Below are 17,781 nucleotides of genomic sequence, written 5' to 3'. Positions count from 1 at the left end.
TTCCTCCGAACTGTAGTCTGTGCAATCATGCGAATAATAGATCGGTTTTGCGCCGATCAAATGTGCAGAAATGCTATGTTCGACTGGAACGACCTGCGCTTTTTCCTGGCCGTCGCCCGCCACGGGCGGCTGGTGGATGCTGCCCGCCGCCTGGGGGTCGATCACACCACCGTCGCCCGGCGCATCACAGCGCTGGAGCAGGCCATCGGCTGCCTGCTGTTCCACCGTTCGCCCCGCGGCCTGACGCTGACGGAAAGCGGCCAGCGCCTGGTTGGCCATGCGGAGCGCATCGAGAGCGAGACCGCCGCCATCAGCGCGGACCTCGCCGGGCAGGATTTCCAAATTTCAGGCACCGTGCGGCTGGCGACGCCGGAGGCTTTCGGCAGCTTTCTCGTGGCGCCCAACATGGTGCGGCTGCGCCAGATGTATCCCCAGCTCAACCTGGAACTGGTGGCGGAGAACCAGGCCATCAGCCTCTCAAAGCGGGAAGCGGATATCGCCGTGATGCTCGGCCGCCCGCCTTCGGGGCGCCTCTATGCCCGCAAGCTCACCGACTATAGCCTCGGCCTCTATGCCTCTGCCGAGTACCTCTCGCGCCACGGCCCCATCCGCGCCATCGAGGACCTGAAGGGCAAGGACTTCGTCTCCTACATCGAAGACCTCATCGCCCTGCCCCAGCTCAAGTTCGTGCATGATGTGGTGAACGACCCCGCCGTGCCGTTCCGGTCCAGCTCCATCAGCGCGCAACAGAATGCGGTGGGCGCAGGCTTCGGGCTTGGGCTCCTGCACCATTTTTCCGCCTGCCAGGACCCGCGCCTCATCCCTGTGCTTGCTGACCAGGTTCGAGTGGAGCGCGCCTACTGGATCGTGCTGCACGCGGACCTGCGCTCCATTCCGCGCGTCCGGGCCGTCGCGGAGTTTCTGCAACTGGTGGTAGATGCGGAAAAGGCCGCCCTTCTCGGCCCCTCCATGCCGGACCATCCGACCGCGCCGGACGACGCGACAGCGCTTGCTGAACGACGCGCCGTCCTGTCCGGGCAATAGAACGCCTCCAATAAAAGTAAACCAAATTACAAATTGATGCTTGGTTCAGCGAGAAGTCAGCATGCCGGCAATAGACGTTTCGCGCTGTTAACAGAAGGACACAAATGCACTAGCAAACAATCCTTTAGCTCATCCAATTGTAGCAAATGCCGCCGGTTTTATCGATTTTTTAGACGTCTACGCCATTGCGCGATCAACTTCCGGTAAGTTACCATATTCTTCGTACACCGCGCCTCCGGCGGGACCTTCCCTGACGAAATGAGATATGGCAATCGGCATGTACGATTCAGGCGCCACGCTTGACTGCACTCCCCACCCTGCCGAGGCCGCACTCGAAGCCTTGTTCAGCACGCCGCAGGGATTGCTCGACCTGCTGCCCATGGCGGTGACCATCTACCGGGCCAATGGCACGCCGGCGCGGCATAACCGGCGCGCGCTGGAATTGTGGCGTTGCGCGCCCGCGCCTGCGGGCGAGGCCGGGCCCTGCTGTTGCGGGTCGCTCACGCTCTTCCTGCCTGATGGCACCCCGCTCGCGCCCGAGGCCACGCCCGTGCACCTGGCCCTGAGGCAGGGCACCGCCACCTCCGGCCAGCCCATCCTCATCGAACGACCAGATCGCTCGCGCACCTTTGCAACGATCAGCGCCGCGCCGGTGCTGGATGCGGACGCGCGCGTCATCGGGGCCGTCTCCTGCGTTCAGGATACGCCGCAGCAGCCGCGCCGGGATATTCCGCCCGCCGACACGGCGGAACTGGCGGCCATTTACGAGCACGCAGGCGTTGGCATTGGCGAGACGGACGCAAGCGGTCGCCTGCTGCGGGTCAACGAGGCTTTCTGCGCCCTCACCGGCTACAGCCGGCAAGAGCTTCTGTCCCTCAACATCTCCGCTCTCGTGACCGAGGAGGACCGCGCGCGCGAGCATGAGTTCTACGTGCGGCAGGTTGCGGGGCAACTGGATCGCTATACGCTTGAACAGCGCCACATCCGGAAGGATGGCACCCAGCTCTGGGTATCCGTCACCTCTTCCGCCGTGCGGAGCGTGGAGGACGGCTACCTCTACAGTGTGCGCGTCGCGCAGGATATCACCCAATTCAAGCAGGTGCAGGAACGCCAGCAGATGCTGATGGGCGAGCTTAACCATCGCATCAAGAATACGTTGGCGACGGTTCAGTCCCTCGCCTACCAGACCGTGCGGAAAACACCGGATGCCCACACCTTCTACGAGAAGTTTCAGGGCCGCCTCATGGCGCTCAGCAAGGCGCACAGCCTGCTCACCCGCAGCCAGTGGTCGGGGGCGGCGCTGCGCGACATCATCGAGGACCAGGTATTGCCCTACCGCGAGGGCGAAGGGCGGCGCATCATCCTGACCGGCGACGCGGTGGAGCTGACCGCCGATCAGGCCGTAGTGCTGGGCATGGTGTTCCATGAGCTGGTGACCAACGCCATCAAGCACGGCAGCCTGTCCCAGCCGACGGGCGGCGTGCGGATCGAGTGGCACGTGATCGCCAACCCGGCTGACGGCCAGCCCCTGTTGCACCTGCTATGGCGGGAAAGTGGCGGCCCGCCCGCCCATCTGCCCCGGACGCACGGCTTCGGCTCGCTGTTCATCGAGCGCAGCACCCGCGACCAGCTGCACGGCAGCGCCCACATGGAGTTCCTCCCCACTGGCCTCAGCTGCCGCCTGGAAATACCCCTGAGACCGAACATGGAGAAACACGCCTGATGGCCAATGCCGCCGCGCCGCTTCCCACGTTGGAAGGCCTGCGCGCGCTCGTTGTTGAAGACGAGACGCTCGTGGCCATCTTTCTGGAGGATCTGCTGGAAGAGCTGGGCTGCGTCGTGGTCGGTTGCGCCGGGCAGGTGGCGCGCGCCCTTGCCCTCATCGAGGCGCTGCAGCCGGACATCGCCATCATCGACATCAACCTGGCCGGCGAACCCGCCTATCCCATCGCCGAGGCCATGAAGCAGCGCGGCGCACCGTTCATCTTCGCCACCGGCTATGGCGACGGCGCGGTGAGCCCGGAATGGCAGGATTGGCCGGTTCTGCACAAGCCCTACCAGCAATCGGATCTGGAACAGGCGCTGGTGAAGGCGCTCGCCCGGCGCGTCAACGTCTGACAGGCGCCACGCGGAACAGGCGCGCCAGAGCCAGCGCCCAAAGCAAGGCAAAGGCCCAGCCGCCGATCACGTCGCTCGGCCAGTGCACCCCGAGCCGCACCCGGCTGAGGCCGATGAGCCCGGCGAGCAGCAGGGCGGCGACAACCGCGCGCCGGCTACCGAAGAACAGCATGGCCAGGGCCAGGTAGGTGGCAAGGGAATTGGCCGCATGGCCGCTGGGAAAACTCTGGGAGTAGACATCAACGAGGTGCGCCTCGCCGGGTCGCGCCCGGTCCACCAGAAGCTTCTGCGCCTCCACCAGCACGCGCGCGCCGATAACAACGGAGAGCAGAAACAGCGCGTCGCGCGTGCGGCGTTTGGCGAGCAGGAATGCGCCAGCGGCGACCGCCAGGGGAATCAACGCCCGCCAGCCGCCGAGTTCGGTCACGAAGACCCAGAAGCCGACAAGGCGCGCCTCCCCGCCCAGATAAAAAGCGGACAGGAGGCCCCGGTCGAACGCCGAGGCAGCCCCGCCTTCCAGCAGGGCGGCCAGCCAGACCAGCGCCAGCGCCGGGAACAGCCAGATGCCCTCAGCCCCAATCCGCCGATCTTCGTCCCGCATCGCCATCCCCTGCCCCGGCCCCGGCCCTTGCCGTTTCATAGTCGCAAGGGGCCACCACCTCAATGGCGCGGGAGGCAACCTTCACCGTCACCGGGGTTCTCGCCAGCACCTCGCCGTCAATGGAAATCCGCAGGGAGGGCCGGGTGTCGAGGCGGAATTCCCGCCCCCGGAAATCCTCGGTGTGGGCGTTGCGGTCCCTCAGCTTGAAGACCTTGGCATACCAATCGAGGATCAGCGAAAGGCGGTTCCGGCCCGTGACGGCCTGGATGATGATATCGCCGCTGTCCACATCGGCCTCCTCCGTCAGCTCGACGCCGCCATGAAACCGGCCGTTGAGCACGCGCACCTCCGTCGACCACATGCGCCTCTCGCGCGCGCCGTCATTGAGGATGAGGCGAAAGGGCTTCAGCTTGAGAAAGCATCGCGCCGCCCACGCCAGATAGCCGGCGCGCCCCAGGTATTTCTTCAGCTTATGCGGAATGGTGGCCCCGATGGTGGGCGACAGGCCGATGGAGGCTGCGTTCAGGAAATAGTCGTCATCGATCATGCCAAGGTCGATCCGGCGACGGCGGCCGTTGGCAAGGCATGCAACCGCCGCATCCAGGTCGAGCGGGATGCCCAGCGTGCGCGCGAAGCTGTTCGCGGTGCCGAGCGGCAGCACCGCGAACACGCAGCCGGTATCGACCACCTCGTCCACCGTGCCGGAGAGCGAGCCGTCGCCCCCGCCCACGATCACCATGGGCGCGCCGTTCCGCACCGCCTGGCGCACGGTGAGGGCAAGTTCTGTCGGGTCATGAACCGCGTGGGCCGCGATCAACTTGAAGCCGGCCGCCTGGAGCTTTTCCCTTGCCTGCTGAAACAGGTCGTCCCCACGCCGGGACTGTGCGTTTACAATGAGGGCAGCCTCACGCGGAACTGGCTGGAGCACCATAGGCCTAAAACGCTTGAAGTACGGTTTCGCTCCGCCTTCCCGAGGAACCCGGAACGGCAAACGCTCGTTGTGTTACGATGGCCCTGATCGCGCATCTCTCTGATGTTCACTTCGGCGCCCATGATAAGCGCGTGGTTGCCGCCAGTGAGGCATGGCTGCGCGAGAACGCCCCGGACCTCGTCATCATCAGCGGCGACCTCACCCAACGGGCGCGCATCCGCCAGTTCAAGGACGCATCGGCCTACCTCGATCGCCTGCGGGCGGCGGGCCTCAAGGTGCTGACCGTGCCCGGCAACCACGACGTGCCGCTCTACGACGTGGCGCGCCGCCTGTTCTCGCCGCTGCGGCGCTACCGGCGCTATATCGACACTAACCTGAACCCCTGGTTCGAGAACGACGAGGTGGCCGTCCTCGGCATCAACACTGCCCGCTCCATCGCGCTGACCGGCGGCCGTATCAACCGCACGCAGATGCGGATTATCGAGGATCGCTTCCGCGATGTCGCCCCGCAGAAGACGCGCATTCTCGTCACCCATCATCCGCTCTTTGCCATGCCCATCGGCAAGGGCGAACGGTTGAGCGAGGCGGTGGGGCGGCACGAAAGCGCCGTTGCCGCCCTCGCCCGCGCTGGGGTTCACCTGGCGCTGGCCGGGCACTTTCACCGCACCTTCGCCGAGGCTGCCAGCCGCATGGTGGAGACGGCGGGCCACGCCCTGGTGGTGCAGGCGGGCACGGCCACCTCCGTGCGCCTGCGCGCGGGCGAACGGCAGAGCTTCAACTGGCTGGATGTGCGCCGTCACAACGATCTGGAGCTTCAGGTCATCAGCTGGGACGGCACCGGCTTCCAGCCCGGCAGCCGCGTCCACTATACCTACGCCGACGAAGGCTGGCGCGCCTGCCCGCTGCGCGCGGAAACGGAACGGGGCCAGGCCGCGCGCCCCGCGCCTATCAGCGCAACGTAAGGCTGCGGCAACGCCATCCGCGAAGCCCGAGGCAGCGCCGCCGGAGACGGCTCAGAGTTCCATTTCCAGATAGGCCGCCGCCCCGCCGTAGCTGCCGATATGGCTGTCGATCCCGTCCGCGGCGAGCGGCGCCGGCCTGAACCCCAGCCGCTGCCAGTAGGCCACAGCATTTGCCACCGCCACCAGCGCCATGACGGGAAGGCCCGCAGCCACTGCCGTGTCCGCCAACTGGCGCAGGATAGCGCGGATGCAGCCCCGCCCCCGCGCCGCCTCCCGCAAGGCGACTTCATGGATATACCAGCAGTCCGCCCCGGCCGGGATGTGCCGGAGCATCTGGTTGAGAGCAGGCGGCCTTCCCCGCACCCACGGGTGGCTGATCATGTGGCCGAGAATGTCCGCCCCGCTGGCCAGCACGTGGCAGCCCTCCGGGCACAGGGCGATGCGCTCCGCAAAGATGGCGGGCGGCTCGCCCAGCTCGCCCAGAATATCAACGGAAAGGCGGCCGATCGCCTCCGCATCTTCCGCCCTCGCCCGCCGCCACTTCATCCCAGCCCCTTCCGCAGCAATGGCCCCTTATAGCCTATCGCCGGAACAGCAAAAGGCGCGCAGCAGCACGCTCTGGAAGGCCTGACGATTTCGAGGGGAAGAATAGGTGGCGTGGCAAGGATTGAACTTGCGACCCTTGCGATGTCAACGTATCGAGATAGGATTAACCCATTGATTTCATTGGGTTTAATACCGTCGATTTACTGGAACAAACTGCGAACAAACGGGCTTTTCGGGTGAATTTCACCCGAACCTCACCCGATAGATTTTGCACCGGTTCGAACCTATGAAAACCGGAAAATATCCCGACCACTTTGCACCCTAACCAATCAGCAGCTGATCAAGGGGCAGAAGGAAACGCTGCGGTTGCAATCAGCTTTCCGACACAGCTCGATTTAAGCGTCCTCAGTTCCTTCAGCCTAGAAGTGACATCTGAACAGCCTATTCGATCGATTCGCTCTCACAACTGATCACAGATCTCCTATCAACTCGGCGTTGCTGCACCAGCGTGCCCGCAATACGCAGTTGAGAACACATGCGGCAAATTGACGCACGGATAATGGCCAATGATCCAGAACTCGAATTTTTGCCAGATCTCTGGTGATCCATAGTGATCCATAGTGGTCCATAGTGATCCAGAATAACTTAGGATCACTGGTCTAGCCCACTGTCCGACCGTTGTTTCGGATCCAAACTGGCCTCTTGCCTCGCCCCATATCTTGGGGTTCATTGGGGGAACGCACCTTGGCGCAGGCCACAACGAGCTAAGGGGATCCTGCTGGAACAAGATCCCCTTAGACGGCCCAAACCGAAGCCTGGGTGTGTGAACGGTCTAGCCGTTAGAGATGGGTCTCTTCACACAATCTCCGATGAAGAGAATGCCACTTTGATTGGCTGGGTCAAGTCGGCAACCTGAACGAGGCAATTAGATGAACCAGCCAGATAGCAGCAACGATCAACACCCAGTCGAGCTATACGCCCGATATCACAGCCTGGAGTTGAAATATAAGGGCAGCCTAGCAAGCATAAGGCGGCTACTGGCCCGCATTGCAGCGCTTGGCGGCCTACTCACAGTCGGCGGAATATTCAAATAAACCTAATGCCGGCCGTCTGAGGCGGCCGGCACCTGCCTACTTCGACCAAAGGGCCGGTTCCCTCGGTGTAAACGAGATGCTCAACTGAGCCGACCGACCGCCGTGTGCAGTTCCCTAGTTTCCGCACGGGTTTGCGGTCAAGCGGTATTTCATGAAAGCAGGACAAAACGGCACGAAAAGCCACCATTTGGCGGGAGAGTCCCGAAACAGCCCCAAACAGCTTTCTCCTGATGTTTCAATATCCTCGCAGACGTATCCGATAAAAAGAGCGGCCCGAAGCCGCCCTTTCCAAATACATTTGATAATTGGTCAATTAGTGGAGTAGCCAATTGGACTGGGCCTTAGCCCCTCGTCTCGCAAATTCAACAATCTGCTGCTCAATCTCAGGGTCGCATCCCTTTTCAAGGATACGAACCGGCAGCCCTCTCAAGCCCTTCGTCGCGATTCGATAGGCGTGTCTATTGCTTTCCTCCGCTTTATCTGAAGGCGGCTCCAAAGTGAGCAACACACGTCCTTCTTCCAGCTTCCGGCGATCAAGTAAAAGTTGGATCCGATCATGCCATTTCGCAGCATGATCAATGATTCGAACACTCGGTTTATCAGCAAAAGAAAGGGGCTGGATCACATGCACACCCCTCTCTTTGCTAATAAGAGAAAAGTTAACCGGTAGGAGTTCGTCCTCAATTCTACCTGACTTGAACCCTTTAATATTGGCATCATTAAGCCATTTTCGAATTCTTTTAGTAAGGACATCTTCACGATTTGCAGCATCATCAAACTGACGCTTGACGTATCGATAGAAAAGCCTTTTTGCGACGTCCTGAACATTCCCTTCAGCGCGGATAGCCCGAGGCTGGCTATAAATGACCGCAGCCTCTTGACGTGTCGTCAAGTGCTCAAAAATATCCTTGCCGTTCGAGGGGCTTTCCTTAGCTAAATCCTCGACGGTGCAAAGAATGTCATCCAGTCCCCGAACAACGCTGGAATATAACCCTGCCTCCATTTCCTCAAAAAACTGCATCACTCGTCCGAATCGAGTCGGAGCCAAATGATGACCTAGTTCACCAGTCTCGAAATTAAGTACTATGATTCCAATATTGGCGAACTCTTCAGTTTCCACAAACGGGCGAAACCTGATGATGCAGTATTTGAACACATTCACCATTTTATCTCGCTCCAAAACTGGTCCCGCTCACACCTATGCAGAGTTTCTTCGATTTTTGGAATGAATGCCGGCTCCATGTCGATCCATTCCGCAGGCAAGCACTCAAATACGCTTTCCAAGGAGCCCAGTACCTCCAACATCTCTGATTTAAGAATGGTTAATTGTAACATATCTTGAGATGTTTGGTGCCAAAATTCCCTACATATATGGAGTTTGACATTGTTTTCAGGGTTATAAGTCGGATCAAAGGCAAGATTATGGTCGATAACAACTACGTCCTGTCTCTCCGATCTGAAAAAAGATTAGGGTTGCCCCCATGCTCGGTCCCAGTCCGATCTTCGTTCATTATCCAATGATCAAATAAAAACACGCGCGCTAGCGTATGTTCCCAGCTTGGACCCATAGCTGATATAGAAAGGGGCTGCAGGCCGTCCACATATTGAGATGCGAACGCTACGCCATGACCGAGGGACGACCGCGCTTCCGGCATTGCCTCAACTAAAGGTAGCGGTACATCTGCTAGCGCAAAGGACGGGATAGGCAAAGAGAACGCTCTGCCCAATGCAGCGGCAACAACCTCGGCTATGCAACCTCGTGCCTGAGCGCTTCTTCCCTTGAGCACATATAGCTGGTCATCGTTGAGGCGGCACACAAAAGGCTTCGTGGCCCCGCTAATTGTTGCTCGCAGAATCTCATCGACTATCAGTCGATCTACCACTAAACTCACCCCCTTAAAGCGGGCCACGCGTTGCTGGCCGCCCTTAGCCCTCCTGTTCGCCCACAACTTGACGATCGGAAACCGCCGGAAGCTCCTTATACTCCAATTATGCGAAGTGTTAGCCTCAAAATCTCTGCCAATCGTTAGAAAGTTCGGGAGAGGGCGGGAAAACCATAACATCTATAACATGCCTGAAAATTCAAACACTTACGCCATAACATCTACCATAACGTCACCATAACCAGATTACACTTTTCGGGTTATAAAGGTATAAAAGATTATGGCCAGACCATAACTTGAGTTATTGTTAAATTTCAGTCACTTAAACGGCTCTCGCCAGGGATGGTTATGGAAGTTATGGTTTTCCAGACAACCCTCCGAAATTCTGGCTATCGAACCGATCGAATTAGCTTCAGCGGTCAACCCCGTACCTGCCCGCTGGGAGAGCCTTAGCCTGCATCAATTCGCATCGATCTGAGCCTCCCCTTGCCTCCCCCCTACCGGCCCGCGGCCTGCCTTATGCCGGGCCGGTGCCCCCGGTGCATCAAAACCGACACATAAAGCCCGCAGGCGAGGCGGGGGATTAAGCGCGCGCCTTGGGGCTGCGGACACCCCTGCCCTCGGTGGCGGCATGGTTGCAGCCACGGCCAGGCCGGGGCGCATGGCCGCTGCATATATTCCGAATATTCTACTCGGTTGGCTTGACCACTCTTTCGGGTAGTGGTTGCTTGCTGGGGACAACAGACCAGCGGGAAGCAGCCCAGTTTTGGGTCCGAAGGAAGATCCCTAAAAGGCGGAGAACGCCATGCTGGTCCGGACTGAGGCCTACTATGGCGCTGAGCGGCCTTCTTAAGTTGGCCGCATTTACCTGTCGGCAGGCATGACGCACCAAGCTCTTGCACAGCTGCACTCAAGGAGCACCCGCCTCGCTCCACGCCCCGTTTAGGGAGCCTTGAGGGGAAAGGCCAAATCATCGCTGCGCTTGCAACGACAATAATCATAGCAATTTCAAGGGGAAGAATGGTGGGCGTGGCAAGGATTGAACTTGCGACCCCTGCGATGTCAACACAGTGCTCTACCACTGAGCTACACGCCCACCCGGGTCAATCCGGCGGCAGTGCCGTCCGGAGAGCGGCCTTATACCCCAGTTCTTTTCAAACGCAAGACCCGAATTCCAAATTTTTGAGAGGCTCAATGCGCCGCCCGCAGGCGGTTCCGCACCGGCACCGCAACGGCCGGATCATCGGCGAAGACGCCGTCAACGCCCAGCCCCAGGAACAGCTCCAGCTCCGCCTCCGCGTCGCCGCGCACGGCTGGGGCAGCGTCCGCCCCAGCCCCCGCTCCGGCCCCGGCCTCCGGGCCCGCCTGCCAGCGGCGCGGCAGGAAGGCGTTCTCGCTGCGGAAGGTCCACACATGGACCTTGAGCCCCGCCGCGTGGGCGTCCCGCACCAGCGTCGTCGGCGCGAGAATGTCGTTGTCCGCCCCCCTCGGCACCAGCATCTCCTTCTGGATGCCGATGGCGTCCGCATAGGCGGATATCTCCGCCAGCCCTTGCCGTGTCGCCATGTCGGCATAGGTGCGAACGTCGCCCGCCAGCACCCGATCATAGGGCGCGCCGTCCGCCTCCATCAGCTGCACCAGCGGCAGCCGGGTCTCCGCCCTCAGCACCCTAAGGTTCCCCACCTCGAAGGACTGGAGGAACACCGGCGCTTGCCGCCCCTCGTAGCCGTGCGCCGAGAGCAGGCGCACGAGGCCCGGCTCCAGCGGCAGGCCGATGGAGGCGAAATAGCTGGGGTGCTTGGTCTCGATGTAGAGGCCGATGGCGCGCCCCGTCTCCCGCTCCTTGCGGCGGGCGAGCGCGATGATCTCCTCCAGCGTCGGGATGGCCTCCTGCCCGTCATAGGCGGTGTTGGCGGGCCGCACCTCCGGCAGCCGCTCGCGCGCCCGCAAGGTTTTCAGCTCGGCCAGCGTGAAGTCCTCGGTGAACCAGCCGGTCACATCGCGGCCGTCGATCCTCTTCGTCGTCCTGCGCCCGGCGAATTCGGGGCGGCGCGCCACATCCGTGGTGCTGCTGATCTCGTTCTCGTGGCGGGCGACCAGCACGCCGTCCTTTGTCGAGACCAGATCCGGCTCGATATAGTCCGCCCCCAGGTCGATGGCCCGCTCATAGGCTGCCAGCGTGTGCTCCGGGCGTTCGGCGCTCGCGCCCCGGTGGGCAATAACGATCGGCTGTTCCACGAAATTCCCCTGCCTTGCCATGATGGCAGCCCCTCCGGCCGCGCCCAGAGCGCAGGCTATAGCCGCCCAAACCCCTGCGCGGAATAGTCCCGCCATGATCCGCCCCCCTCGCCCCAGGCCGCGCCCGAGGGAAAGCCCGAGGGCTCTGCCCCGGCCGGGCGCCTCAGGCGGCGAGCATCCGTTCGATTTCGCTGATTAGCTCACGCAGATGAAAGGGTTTTGACAGCACCTTGGCGTTCTGCGGCGCGCCTTCGGGCCGGTTGAGCGCCACGGCGGCAAAGCCGGTGATGAACACCACCTGCATGTTCGGGGCCAGCGCCGCCGCCCGCTGGGCCAGTTCGATGCCGTCCATCTCCGGCATCACGATGTCGGTGAGCAGCAGGTCGAACGTGCCGGTGGCAATCAGCGGCAACGCGGCCGTGCCCCGATCCACGGCTTCCACCTCATAGCCCGCGCGCTGGATGGCCTTGGCCAGGAACGCCCGCATCGAATCATCGTCTTCGGCCAAGAGGATCTTCACCACCGGACGCCTCTCTCCCGTCATCGCCACTCCTGAAACCGCACCGGGCCGCCCGAAATCTCAACTTGAGAAGTTTATCCTCACCTGAGAAGTTTAAGATTGCGTGAGCAGCCGTTGACCCTCATCCTGTCGTCATGGTTACGGATACATCTGCCGAGACGCTAAACCGGCCGTATCAAATTCAACGACCAGCGGGCGTCTGCGCTCCGCTGATCATCGCATCGCCGCACAGCGGCACCCTGTATCCGCCCGATTTCCTGCGCCGGTCCCGGCTTGATCTGCGCCTGCTGCGCCGGTCGGAAGACGCCTTCGTGGACGAGCTGGTGGCCGATGCCCCGTCCCTTGGCCTGTCGCTCATCTGCGCCCGCTACGCCCGCGCCTACGTGGACCTCAACCGCGCGCCCGATGAGCTGGACCCGGCCATGTTCTTCGATCCGCTGCCCTCCTATGCCCGTTGCCTCTCGGAGCGGGTGGCGGCAGGCCTTGGCGTCGTGCCCCGCGTCGCCGGCATCGGGCTGGACATCTACAACACCAAGCTGCCGCTCTCGGAGGCGCTGGCGCGCATCGAGACGGTGCATGTGCCCTATCATGCGGCGCTGAAGGACCTGATCGAGGAGGCCCAGCGCGCCCATGGCTATGCCCTGCTGCTGGACTGCCATTCCATGCCCTCGGCGGCCTTGCCGCAAACCTCCAAGACCGGCGCGCGTCGGCCCGATATCGTGCTCGGCAACCGCTGGGGTGAGAGCTGCTCGCCCGCGGTGCTGGGCCTTGTACGCGGCGCGCTAGAGGCCGAAGGCTATCATATCGCGCTGAACACGCCCTACTCGGGCGGCTACACCACCGAGGTCTATGGCCAGCCTGAGCGCAACGTGCATGTGGTGCAAATCGAGATCGACCGCAGCCTTTACATGTCCGAGCTGCACCTGACCCGCAGCACCGGCCTGGCCGCCTTGCGCCAGAATATCGCCCGTATTTTCAGGACGATCCGCGACGGCCTGCCGGCGCTCAACCTGGGGCAGACGCTCCGCCCGGCGGCGGAATAGCCTCGCCCGACAAACACCCGGACACGAAAAAAGGCCACTCTACCAGTGGGTGGAGTGGCCAGGGTTCAGGGAGGAAATCGCGTACCCGCTGGGGGTACCCATTAGAGTACGCAGGAAACGCCGGAGATCCTCCGCGTTTCCGTACCTCAAAGATAGGCGGCGGCCTTTGGGTCCGCAAGGTAACCATTCCGGAAAAATCTGCCGGTCCCCTGAAGACGAGGGAGCGCAGGCGCGCGCCGTAAAGAAAGCGACACACAAGCGACGTATAACCCTTTCGTATTAAGGGTGCTGCGAAGGCCAGACCCTCGCAGCGGCCTCAATCCGCGAAAGAGGGACCATGACCGCTGTCGCCCATGGCCGCCTGGCCGAACAAAGCCCCCGCCCCTCTCGTCCAGCCCGCGCGCCCAAGCTTCCGGCCCGCGTCTTCATGCCCGCCTGGGCGCAGGAGGAAGATGGAGAGGGCCATTTGAAACGGCTTCGCGTCCGCACGGTCTGGATCTCGGACATCCACCTGGGCACGCCGGGGTGCAACGCCGCCCTGCTGCTGGACTTCCTCAAGGTCATCGAGTGCGACACCCTCTATCTGGTGGGCGACATCATCGATGGCTGGCGGCTGCGGCGCGGCTGGTACTGGCCGCCCCAGCACAACGACGTGGTGCGACGCATCCTGAAGATGGCGAAGAAGGGCACGCGGGTCATCTACATCCCCGGCAATCATGATGAAATGCTGCGGGACTATACGGGCCTCAACTTCGGCGGGGTGGAGATCGTGGCGCAGGCGGTCCACGAAACCGCCGATGGCCGCCGCCTGCTCGTTCTCCACGGCGACGAGTTCGACGGCGTGGTGCTCTACGCCCGCTGGCTCGCCTTTCTGGGGGACAGCGCCTACAACCTCCTGCTGCGCCTCAACATAGCGGTCAATGCGGTGCGCCGCCGGTTCGGCCTGCCCTACTGGTCGCTGTCGGCCTACCTGAAGCGCAAGGTGAAGAACGCGGTGGAATATGTCTGCCGCTTCGAGGAGGCGGTGGCTCACGCCGCGCAGGACCGGGGCGCGGACGGCATCGTTTGCGGTCATATCCACTCAGCCGAGATCCGCCAGTTCGGCCCTGTCACCTATTACAACGATGGCGACTGGGTGGAGAGCTGCACGGCGCTGGTCGAGCACCCGGACGGACGGATGGAGATTATCGACTGGGCCGAGCGCCAGCGCCGCCCGCGTTCCCCGAAACAGGAAGCGCGCCCGGCCGAGGACACGGCGCGCGCTCCTGAAAAAGCTCCTGAAAAAGAGGCGGCGATCGCATGAGACTCAGCATCGTCACCGACGCCTGGGCCCCGCAAGTCAACGGCGTCGTGCGGACGCTCCAAACGGTGGTTGCCCGGCTGGAAGCCATGGGCCATCAGGTTCAACTCATCACGCCAAGCCTGTTCCGCTCCCTTCCCTGCCCCACCTATCCGGAAATCCGGCTGGCGTTCGCAACGCGGCGGCGGGTGGAGCGGCTGATCGAAGCCTTCGCGCCGGATGCGCTGCACATCGCCACCGAAGGCCCGCTGGGGCTGGCGGCGCGGCGCGCCTGCGTGCGCCGGAGCGTGCCCTTCACCACCGCCTTTCACACCCGCTTTCCCGATTATGTGGCGGCCCGCACCAAGCTGCCGCCAAGGCTGCTCTGGCGGTACATTCGCTGGTTCCATGCGCCAGCCCGCCACGTGCTTACGGCAACGCCGCGCCTTGCCCACGAACTGCACGAACACGGCATCGCATCAACCGCCCACTGGACGCGGGGCGTTGACCTCACCCTCTTTCATTCCGGCGCGAAACCGCACCCGGCCCTCGCCACCCTGCCCCGCCCCATCCAGCTGTGCGTCGGCCGGGTGGCCGTTGAGAAGAACCTGGAAGCGTTCCTCAGCAACACCCATCCGGGCACCAAGGTGGTGGTGGGCGACGGCCCGGCCCTGTCCTCGCTGATCCTTAAATATCCCAATGCCGCCTTTCTCGGCGCGCTGCACGGCGAGCAGCTGGCCAGCGCCTATGCCAGCGCCGATGTCTTCGTCTTCCCCAGCAAGACCGACACCTTCGGCCTCGTCATGATCGAGGCGCTTGCCAGCGGTGTCCCGGTCGCCGCCTATCCGGTGCCCGGCCCCCTCGACGTGCTGGGGGAAGATGGCCGCGGCGTCATCGCCGGCTGGAACACGCCCGTCGGCGCGGTGGACGAAACTCTGGAAGCCGCCATCGCCGCCGCCCTGCGCTGCGAGCGCGCGGCCTGCGCCGACTATGCCCGGAACTTCTCGTGGGAGAACAGCACCGCCCAGTTCCTCTCGGCCCTGACGCCGATTGAGCCGACCGCGCTGGCGGCCTGAGCGGCGCTCCCATTCATTTTTAGGCTCGCCCGCCTTTACGGATGCGTTCGTGCCCTGACCTGAAAACTTAAACAAAGCCTCGTTCCTCATGACGAGCCCGGCCCTGTAAGGAAAGGGAGCGCAAGGGGGTCCAAGGCCCTCTGCAATAAAAAGAAACCGCTAAGAAAACAGGGCGCGACCCCAAAGGATCACGCCCCGTCTTCAGGCTGTTTTCCTGGGGCCCTAGAAGCCCAGGTGCAGGTTGAGGCGGATGTCCCGGCCGGAGAGCGGGGCCATGTCCTTGAGGAACGAGGCATGGCGGCGGGCAACCACGTCGAACAGGTTGTTGGCCTGCAGCATCAGGGTGATGTCGCGGTCATGCCCCCACGGCCGCCACGCCGCCGAGAGGTTGACCATGGTGTAGCCATCGGTTGGCAGTTCGTTGGGAGAGACGCGCTTCTGGTCGTCCGTCAGTTCCACTTCCGCGCGGGCATCGAACTTTTCCGACTGCGCTTCCAGGCCGCCCCGCACCCGCTTGGCCGGAATACGCGGCAGCGGCGTATGGGTGTTGAGATTGGTGGCCCTGGTGTAATCGCCCACCACGTCGGCAACGAAGGTCCAGCCCGCCGCCTTGGCCAGCGTTGCCGAGCCTTCCAGCTCCACGCCGGTGTAGCGGGCATCGGTTTGCGTGTACTGGTAGACCGGCAGCCCGTCGATGAACGCGCCGGTGGCCTGCTCGTAGATATAGTCGTCAAAGCGGCTCCAGTAGACGCTCGCGCCGAGGCTGAACAGGTCCGTTTCGGCCCGCACCCAGCCTTCCGCGCCCCAGGCCTTTTCCTGACCGAAGGAAGCATCGCCCACCAGGTAGCTGCGCGTCGCCACGTGCGGACCGTTGGCATAAAGCTCTTCGGTCGAGGGCGCGCGGGTGGTGCGCGACAGGCTGACGCCGATGCGCCAGGCATCGCTCAGGCGGTAGTTGCCGCCCACTGATCCGCTGACTGACTGGAAGGAGCGGCCCTGCTGGCCGGCGGCTTCCAGGTCATTGATTTCATAGCGCAACGATCCCTCAAGGGTGACCGGCCCGAACCGCCCTTCCTGCAGGGCAAAGGCGCCAAGCTGCTGGGTGCGGTTGGCAGGCAGGTAGGCTTCATCGCCGGTTGCCTTGAACTTGCGGTTCATGCCCTGCATGCCGAATGCGCCGCGCCAGGCGCCGCGCTCGCGCTGCACCAGGTCCAGCCGGCCCTCGTAGCCGCGCACGTCGAACCGGGTGCCGATCTCGTCGCCTTCCAGCTCGAAGTGGCGATAGTCGGCCCAGCCGAAGCGCAGCTTCGCCTCCTCGATGAAGCCGCTGTCGAAGCGGTAACCGCCCTTCAGGTCGACCCGCGTCTGCTTCATGTCGATGCGGACGGGCGCTTCCTCTTCTTCCGCGTGGTCGTGGTCATGGTCATGGTCATGATCATGATTGTGGTCATGGCCCTCTTCCTCGCCCACATGCTCGTGCCCCGGCACGCCGTAGCGGCTGTCATAGAGGCTGATTGCCGCGCCAAGGAAGCCCTGGTCGAACAGGCGGGTCAGGCCCACCGAGCCGGTCTTGGTCCGCGTGGCGCTGTTCTCCAGCGTGCCGCGCTTGGCCTCCTCGCCCTCATGGTCGTGGCCGCCTTCGGCCTCTTCCTGCTCGTGCAGATAATGGGACTCGGCATCGCCGCCGATGTGCATGTCGTCCGTATCGCGGAAGGAACCGCTCACCTGCGCCACCCAGGAGGGCGCGATCTCGCCGGTCATGCTTGCGCCCAGGCTCGCCTCGTTGGCGGCGGTGCCGAAGATGGCCTGCGCCTCGCCCTCGAACCCGGCATCGGGCGCCTTGGTCGGGATGCGGCGGTCGATCTGGTTGACGACGCCACCCACGGCCGAGGAGCCGTACAGCAGGGTCGCCGGGCCGCGCACCACCTCGACCCGCTCGGAGGTCAGCGGATCACTGGAGACCGCATGGTCCGGCGAGGAGCCGGAGGCGTCCACGTTGCCGATGCCGTCAACGAGAATGCGAATACGCTCGCCCTGGAAGCCGCGCAGCACCGGGCGGGAGGAGCCCGGACCGAAAGACGTGGCGCTCACGCCCGGCAGACCGGCCAGCGTCTCGCCGATGGTGCCCTGCAAGGAGCGCTGCAATTCGTCCGCGCTCAACACCGAGGTGGCCTGGAGGGCATCCAGCCGCTCACGCCGCAACGGCGCGGAGACGATGATGTCCGCAGTCGCGGCGGCATCATGCCGGCCCTGCTCCGCGTGGGCGGCGCTGGCCAACGACAAAGAGGAAACACTCAGACCAAGGAGGATCAGATGGGATGGGTAATTCATCGCTACAGCCCCTGCTACTACGAAACGAAGCTGTAGATGTTATGTTATCACATGTCAACAATCCGCGACGGCTGATCGTGAAAATGAACCAACCGGAGCCTAACCCTGTGGCTTT

14 protein-coding genes, 1 tRNA gene and 1 pseudogene are annotated in these 17,781 nt (G+C 63.0%); 7 read left to right on the top strand and 9 right to left on the bottom strand.

From position 1 onward, the window contains the following. The first annotated feature begins 75 nt into the window (after window positions 1–75). The 3 genes from L0C21_RS06865 to L0C21_RS06855 all read left to right on the top strand — a co-directional run bounded on the left by L0C21_RS06865 (window position 76) and on the right by L0C21_RS06855 (window position 3,162). Complete coding sequence (locus L0C21_RS06865) at window positions 76–1,044, top strand: LysR family transcriptional regulator (RefSeq protein WP_259277652.1); 969 nt, start codon at window positions 76–78, stop codon at window positions 1,042–1,044. Window positions 1,045–1,321: 277 nt separating this feature from the next. After that, a complete protein-coding gene (locus L0C21_RS06860; RefSeq protein WP_259277651.1) occupies window positions 1,322–2,767 on the top strand; it encodes a sensor histidine kinase in 1,446 nt (481 codons plus the stop codon). Then, window positions 2,767–3,162, top strand: a complete 396-nt coding sequence (locus tag L0C21_RS06855; RefSeq protein ID WP_259277650.1) for a response regulator — start codon at window positions 2,767–2,769, stop codon at window positions 3,160–3,162. The genes L0C21_RS06860 and L0C21_RS06855 overlap by 1 nt, the downstream gene beginning before the upstream one ends. Here L0C21_RS06855 and L0C21_RS06850 read toward each other — a convergent pair. Then, the gene (locus L0C21_RS06850; protein ID WP_259277649.1) at window positions 3,152–3,763 is read right to left on the bottom strand and encodes a phosphatase PAP2 family protein; all 612 of its coding nucleotides are present in this window, start codon (window positions 3,761–3,763) and stop codon (window positions 3,152–3,154) included. The genes L0C21_RS06855 and L0C21_RS06850 overlap by 11 nt on opposite strands. Continuing rightward, window positions 3,732–4,694: a diacylglycerol/lipid kinase family protein gene (locus L0C21_RS06845; RefSeq protein WP_259277648.1), complete on the bottom strand. Its 963-nt coding sequence runs from the start codon at window positions 4,692–4,694 to the stop codon at window positions 3,732–3,734. The genes L0C21_RS06850 and L0C21_RS06845 overlap by 32 nt, the downstream gene beginning before the upstream one ends. 77 nt (window positions 4,695–4,771) lie before the next feature. Between L0C21_RS06845 and L0C21_RS06840 the strand changes: the two genes are divergently transcribed. Further along, a complete protein-coding gene (locus L0C21_RS06840) occupies window positions 4,772–5,656 on the top strand; it encodes a metallophosphoesterase family protein (protein ID WP_259277647.1) in 885 nt (294 codons plus the stop codon). A 51-nt stretch (window positions 5,657–5,707) separates the two neighbouring features. Here L0C21_RS06840 and L0C21_RS06835 read toward each other — a convergent pair whose 3' ends face one another. From L0C21_RS06835 to cpdR, 6 genes and pseudogenes are all read right to left on the bottom strand, one after another. Continuing rightward, on the bottom strand, window positions 5,708–6,202 hold the full coding sequence (locus L0C21_RS06835) for a GNAT family N-acetyltransferase (RefSeq protein WP_259277646.1): 495 nt from the start codon (window positions 6,200–6,202) through the stop codon (window positions 5,708–5,710). Between the two features lie 1,407 nt (window positions 6,203–7,609). Beyond that, complete coding sequence (locus tag L0C21_RS06830) at window positions 7,610–8,461, bottom strand: DUF3037 domain-containing protein (protein ID WP_259277645.1); 852 nt, start codon at window positions 8,459–8,461, stop codon at window positions 7,610–7,612. Beyond that, window positions 8,455–9,359, bottom strand: a pseudogene (locus L0C21_RS16845) (HipA family kinase). The gene L0C21_RS06830 and the pseudogene L0C21_RS16845 overlap by 7 nt, the downstream one beginning before the upstream one ends. Window positions 9,360–10,200: 841 nt before the next feature. After that, window positions 10,201–10,275: transfer RNA gene (locus tag L0C21_RS06825), tRNA-Val, on the bottom strand. 95 nt (window positions 10,276–10,370) lie between these two features. Continuing rightward, window positions 10,371–11,438, bottom strand: coding sequence for a glycerophosphodiester phosphodiesterase (locus tag L0C21_RS06820; protein ID WP_259277644.1), 1,068 nt, complete (start codon window positions 11,436–11,438; stop codon window positions 10,371–10,373). Window positions 11,439–11,580: 142 nt separating this feature from the next. After that, complete coding sequence (gene cpdR, locus L0C21_RS06815) at window positions 11,581–11,940, bottom strand: cell cycle two-component system response regulator CpdR (protein ID WP_310593383.1); 360 nt, start codon at window positions 11,938–11,940, stop codon at window positions 11,581–11,583. 131 nt (window positions 11,941–12,071) lie between these two features. Between cpdR and L0C21_RS06810 the strand changes: the two genes are divergently transcribed. The 3 genes from L0C21_RS06810 to L0C21_RS06800 all read left to right on the top strand — a co-directional run bounded on the left by L0C21_RS06810 (window position 12,072) and on the right by L0C21_RS06800 (window position 15,335). Next, window positions 12,072–12,980 carry an N-formylglutamate amidohydrolase gene (locus L0C21_RS06810; protein ID WP_259277642.1) on the top strand — a complete coding sequence of 303 codons (909 nt, stop codon included), beginning with the start codon at window positions 12,072–12,074 and terminating at the stop codon, window positions 12,978–12,980. 427 nt (window positions 12,981–13,407) lie between these two features. Beyond that, window positions 13,408–14,283 carry a UDP-2,3-diacylglucosamine diphosphatase gene (locus tag L0C21_RS06805; RefSeq protein ID WP_259278835.1) on the top strand — a complete coding sequence of 292 codons (876 nt, stop codon included), beginning with the start codon at window positions 13,408–13,410 and terminating at the stop codon, window positions 14,281–14,283. Continuing rightward, on the top strand, window positions 14,280–15,335 hold the full coding sequence (locus L0C21_RS06800) for a glycosyltransferase family 4 protein (RefSeq protein WP_259277641.1): 1,056 nt from the start codon (window positions 14,280–14,282) through the stop codon (window positions 15,333–15,335). The genes L0C21_RS06805 and L0C21_RS06800 overlap by 4 nt, the downstream gene beginning before the upstream one ends. Window positions 15,336–15,557: 222 nt before the next feature. On the opposite strand, the gene L0C21_RS06795 is transcribed toward L0C21_RS06800, so the two are convergent. Continuing rightward, window positions 15,558–17,666: a TonB-dependent receptor gene (locus tag L0C21_RS06795; protein ID WP_259277640.1), complete on the bottom strand. Its 2,109-nt coding sequence runs from the start codon at window positions 17,664–17,666 to the stop codon at window positions 15,558–15,560. Window positions 17,667–17,781 lie beyond the last annotated feature (115 nt).

This window comes from Pedomonas mirosovicensis, assembly GCF_022569295.1.
Taxonomy (GTDB): domain Bacteria; phylum Pseudomonadota; class Alphaproteobacteria; order Sphingomonadales; family Sphingomonadaceae; genus Pedomonas; species Pedomonas mirosovicensis.
This window is presented reverse-complemented; position numbering and strand designations above follow the sequence as displayed.

What these genes read in the sequence shown, in the direction of transcription:
- L0C21_RS06865 (WP_259277652.1), top strand. Translation starts at nt 76, where the DNA reads ATGTTCGACTGGAACGACCTGCGCTTTTTCCTGGCCGTCGCCCGCCAC.
- L0C21_RS06860 (WP_259277651.1), top strand. Translation starts at nt 1,322, where the DNA reads ATGTACGATTCAGGCGCCACGCTTGACTGCACTCCCCACCCTGCCGAG.
- L0C21_RS06855 (WP_259277650.1), top strand. Translation starts at nt 2,767, where the DNA reads ATGGCCAATGCCGCCGCGCCGCTTCCCACGTTGGAAGGCCTGCGCGCG.
- L0C21_RS06850 (WP_259277649.1), bottom strand. Translation starts at nt 3,763, where the DNA reads ATGCGGGACGAAGATCGGCGGATTGGGGCTGAGGGCATCTGGCTGTTC.
- L0C21_RS06845 (WP_259277648.1), bottom strand. Translation starts at nt 4,694, where the DNA reads ATGGTGCTCCAGCCAGTTCCGCGTGAGGCTGCCCTCATTGTAAACGCA.
- L0C21_RS06840 (WP_259277647.1), top strand. Translation starts at nt 4,772, where the DNA reads ATGGCCCTGATCGCGCATCTCTCTGATGTTCACTTCGGCGCCCATGAT.
- L0C21_RS06835 (WP_259277646.1), bottom strand. Translation starts at nt 6,202, where the DNA reads ATGAAGTGGCGGCGGGCGAGGGCGGAAGATGCGGAGGCGATCGGCCGC.
- L0C21_RS06830 (WP_259277645.1), bottom strand. Translation starts at nt 8,461, where the DNA reads ATGGTGAATGTGTTCAAATACTGCATCATCAGGTTTCGCCCGTTTGTG.
- L0C21_RS06820 (WP_259277644.1), bottom strand. Translation starts at nt 11,438, where the DNA reads ATGGCAAGGCAGGGGAATTTCGTGGAACAGCCGATCGTTATTGCCCAC.
- L0C21_RS06810 (WP_259277642.1), top strand. Translation starts at nt 12,072, where the DNA reads ATGGTTACGGATACATCTGCCGAGACGCTAAACCGGCCGTATCAAATT.
- L0C21_RS06805 (WP_259278835.1), top strand. Translation starts at nt 13,408, where the DNA reads ATGCCCGCCTGGGCGCAGGAGGAAGATGGAGAGGGCCATTTGAAACGG.
- L0C21_RS06800 (WP_259277641.1), top strand. Translation starts at nt 14,280, where the DNA reads ATGAGACTCAGCATCGTCACCGACGCCTGGGCCCCGCAAGTCAACGGC.
- L0C21_RS06795 (WP_259277640.1), bottom strand. Translation starts at nt 17,666, where the DNA reads ATGAATTACCCATCCCATCTGATCCTCCTTGGTCTGAGTGTTTCCTCT.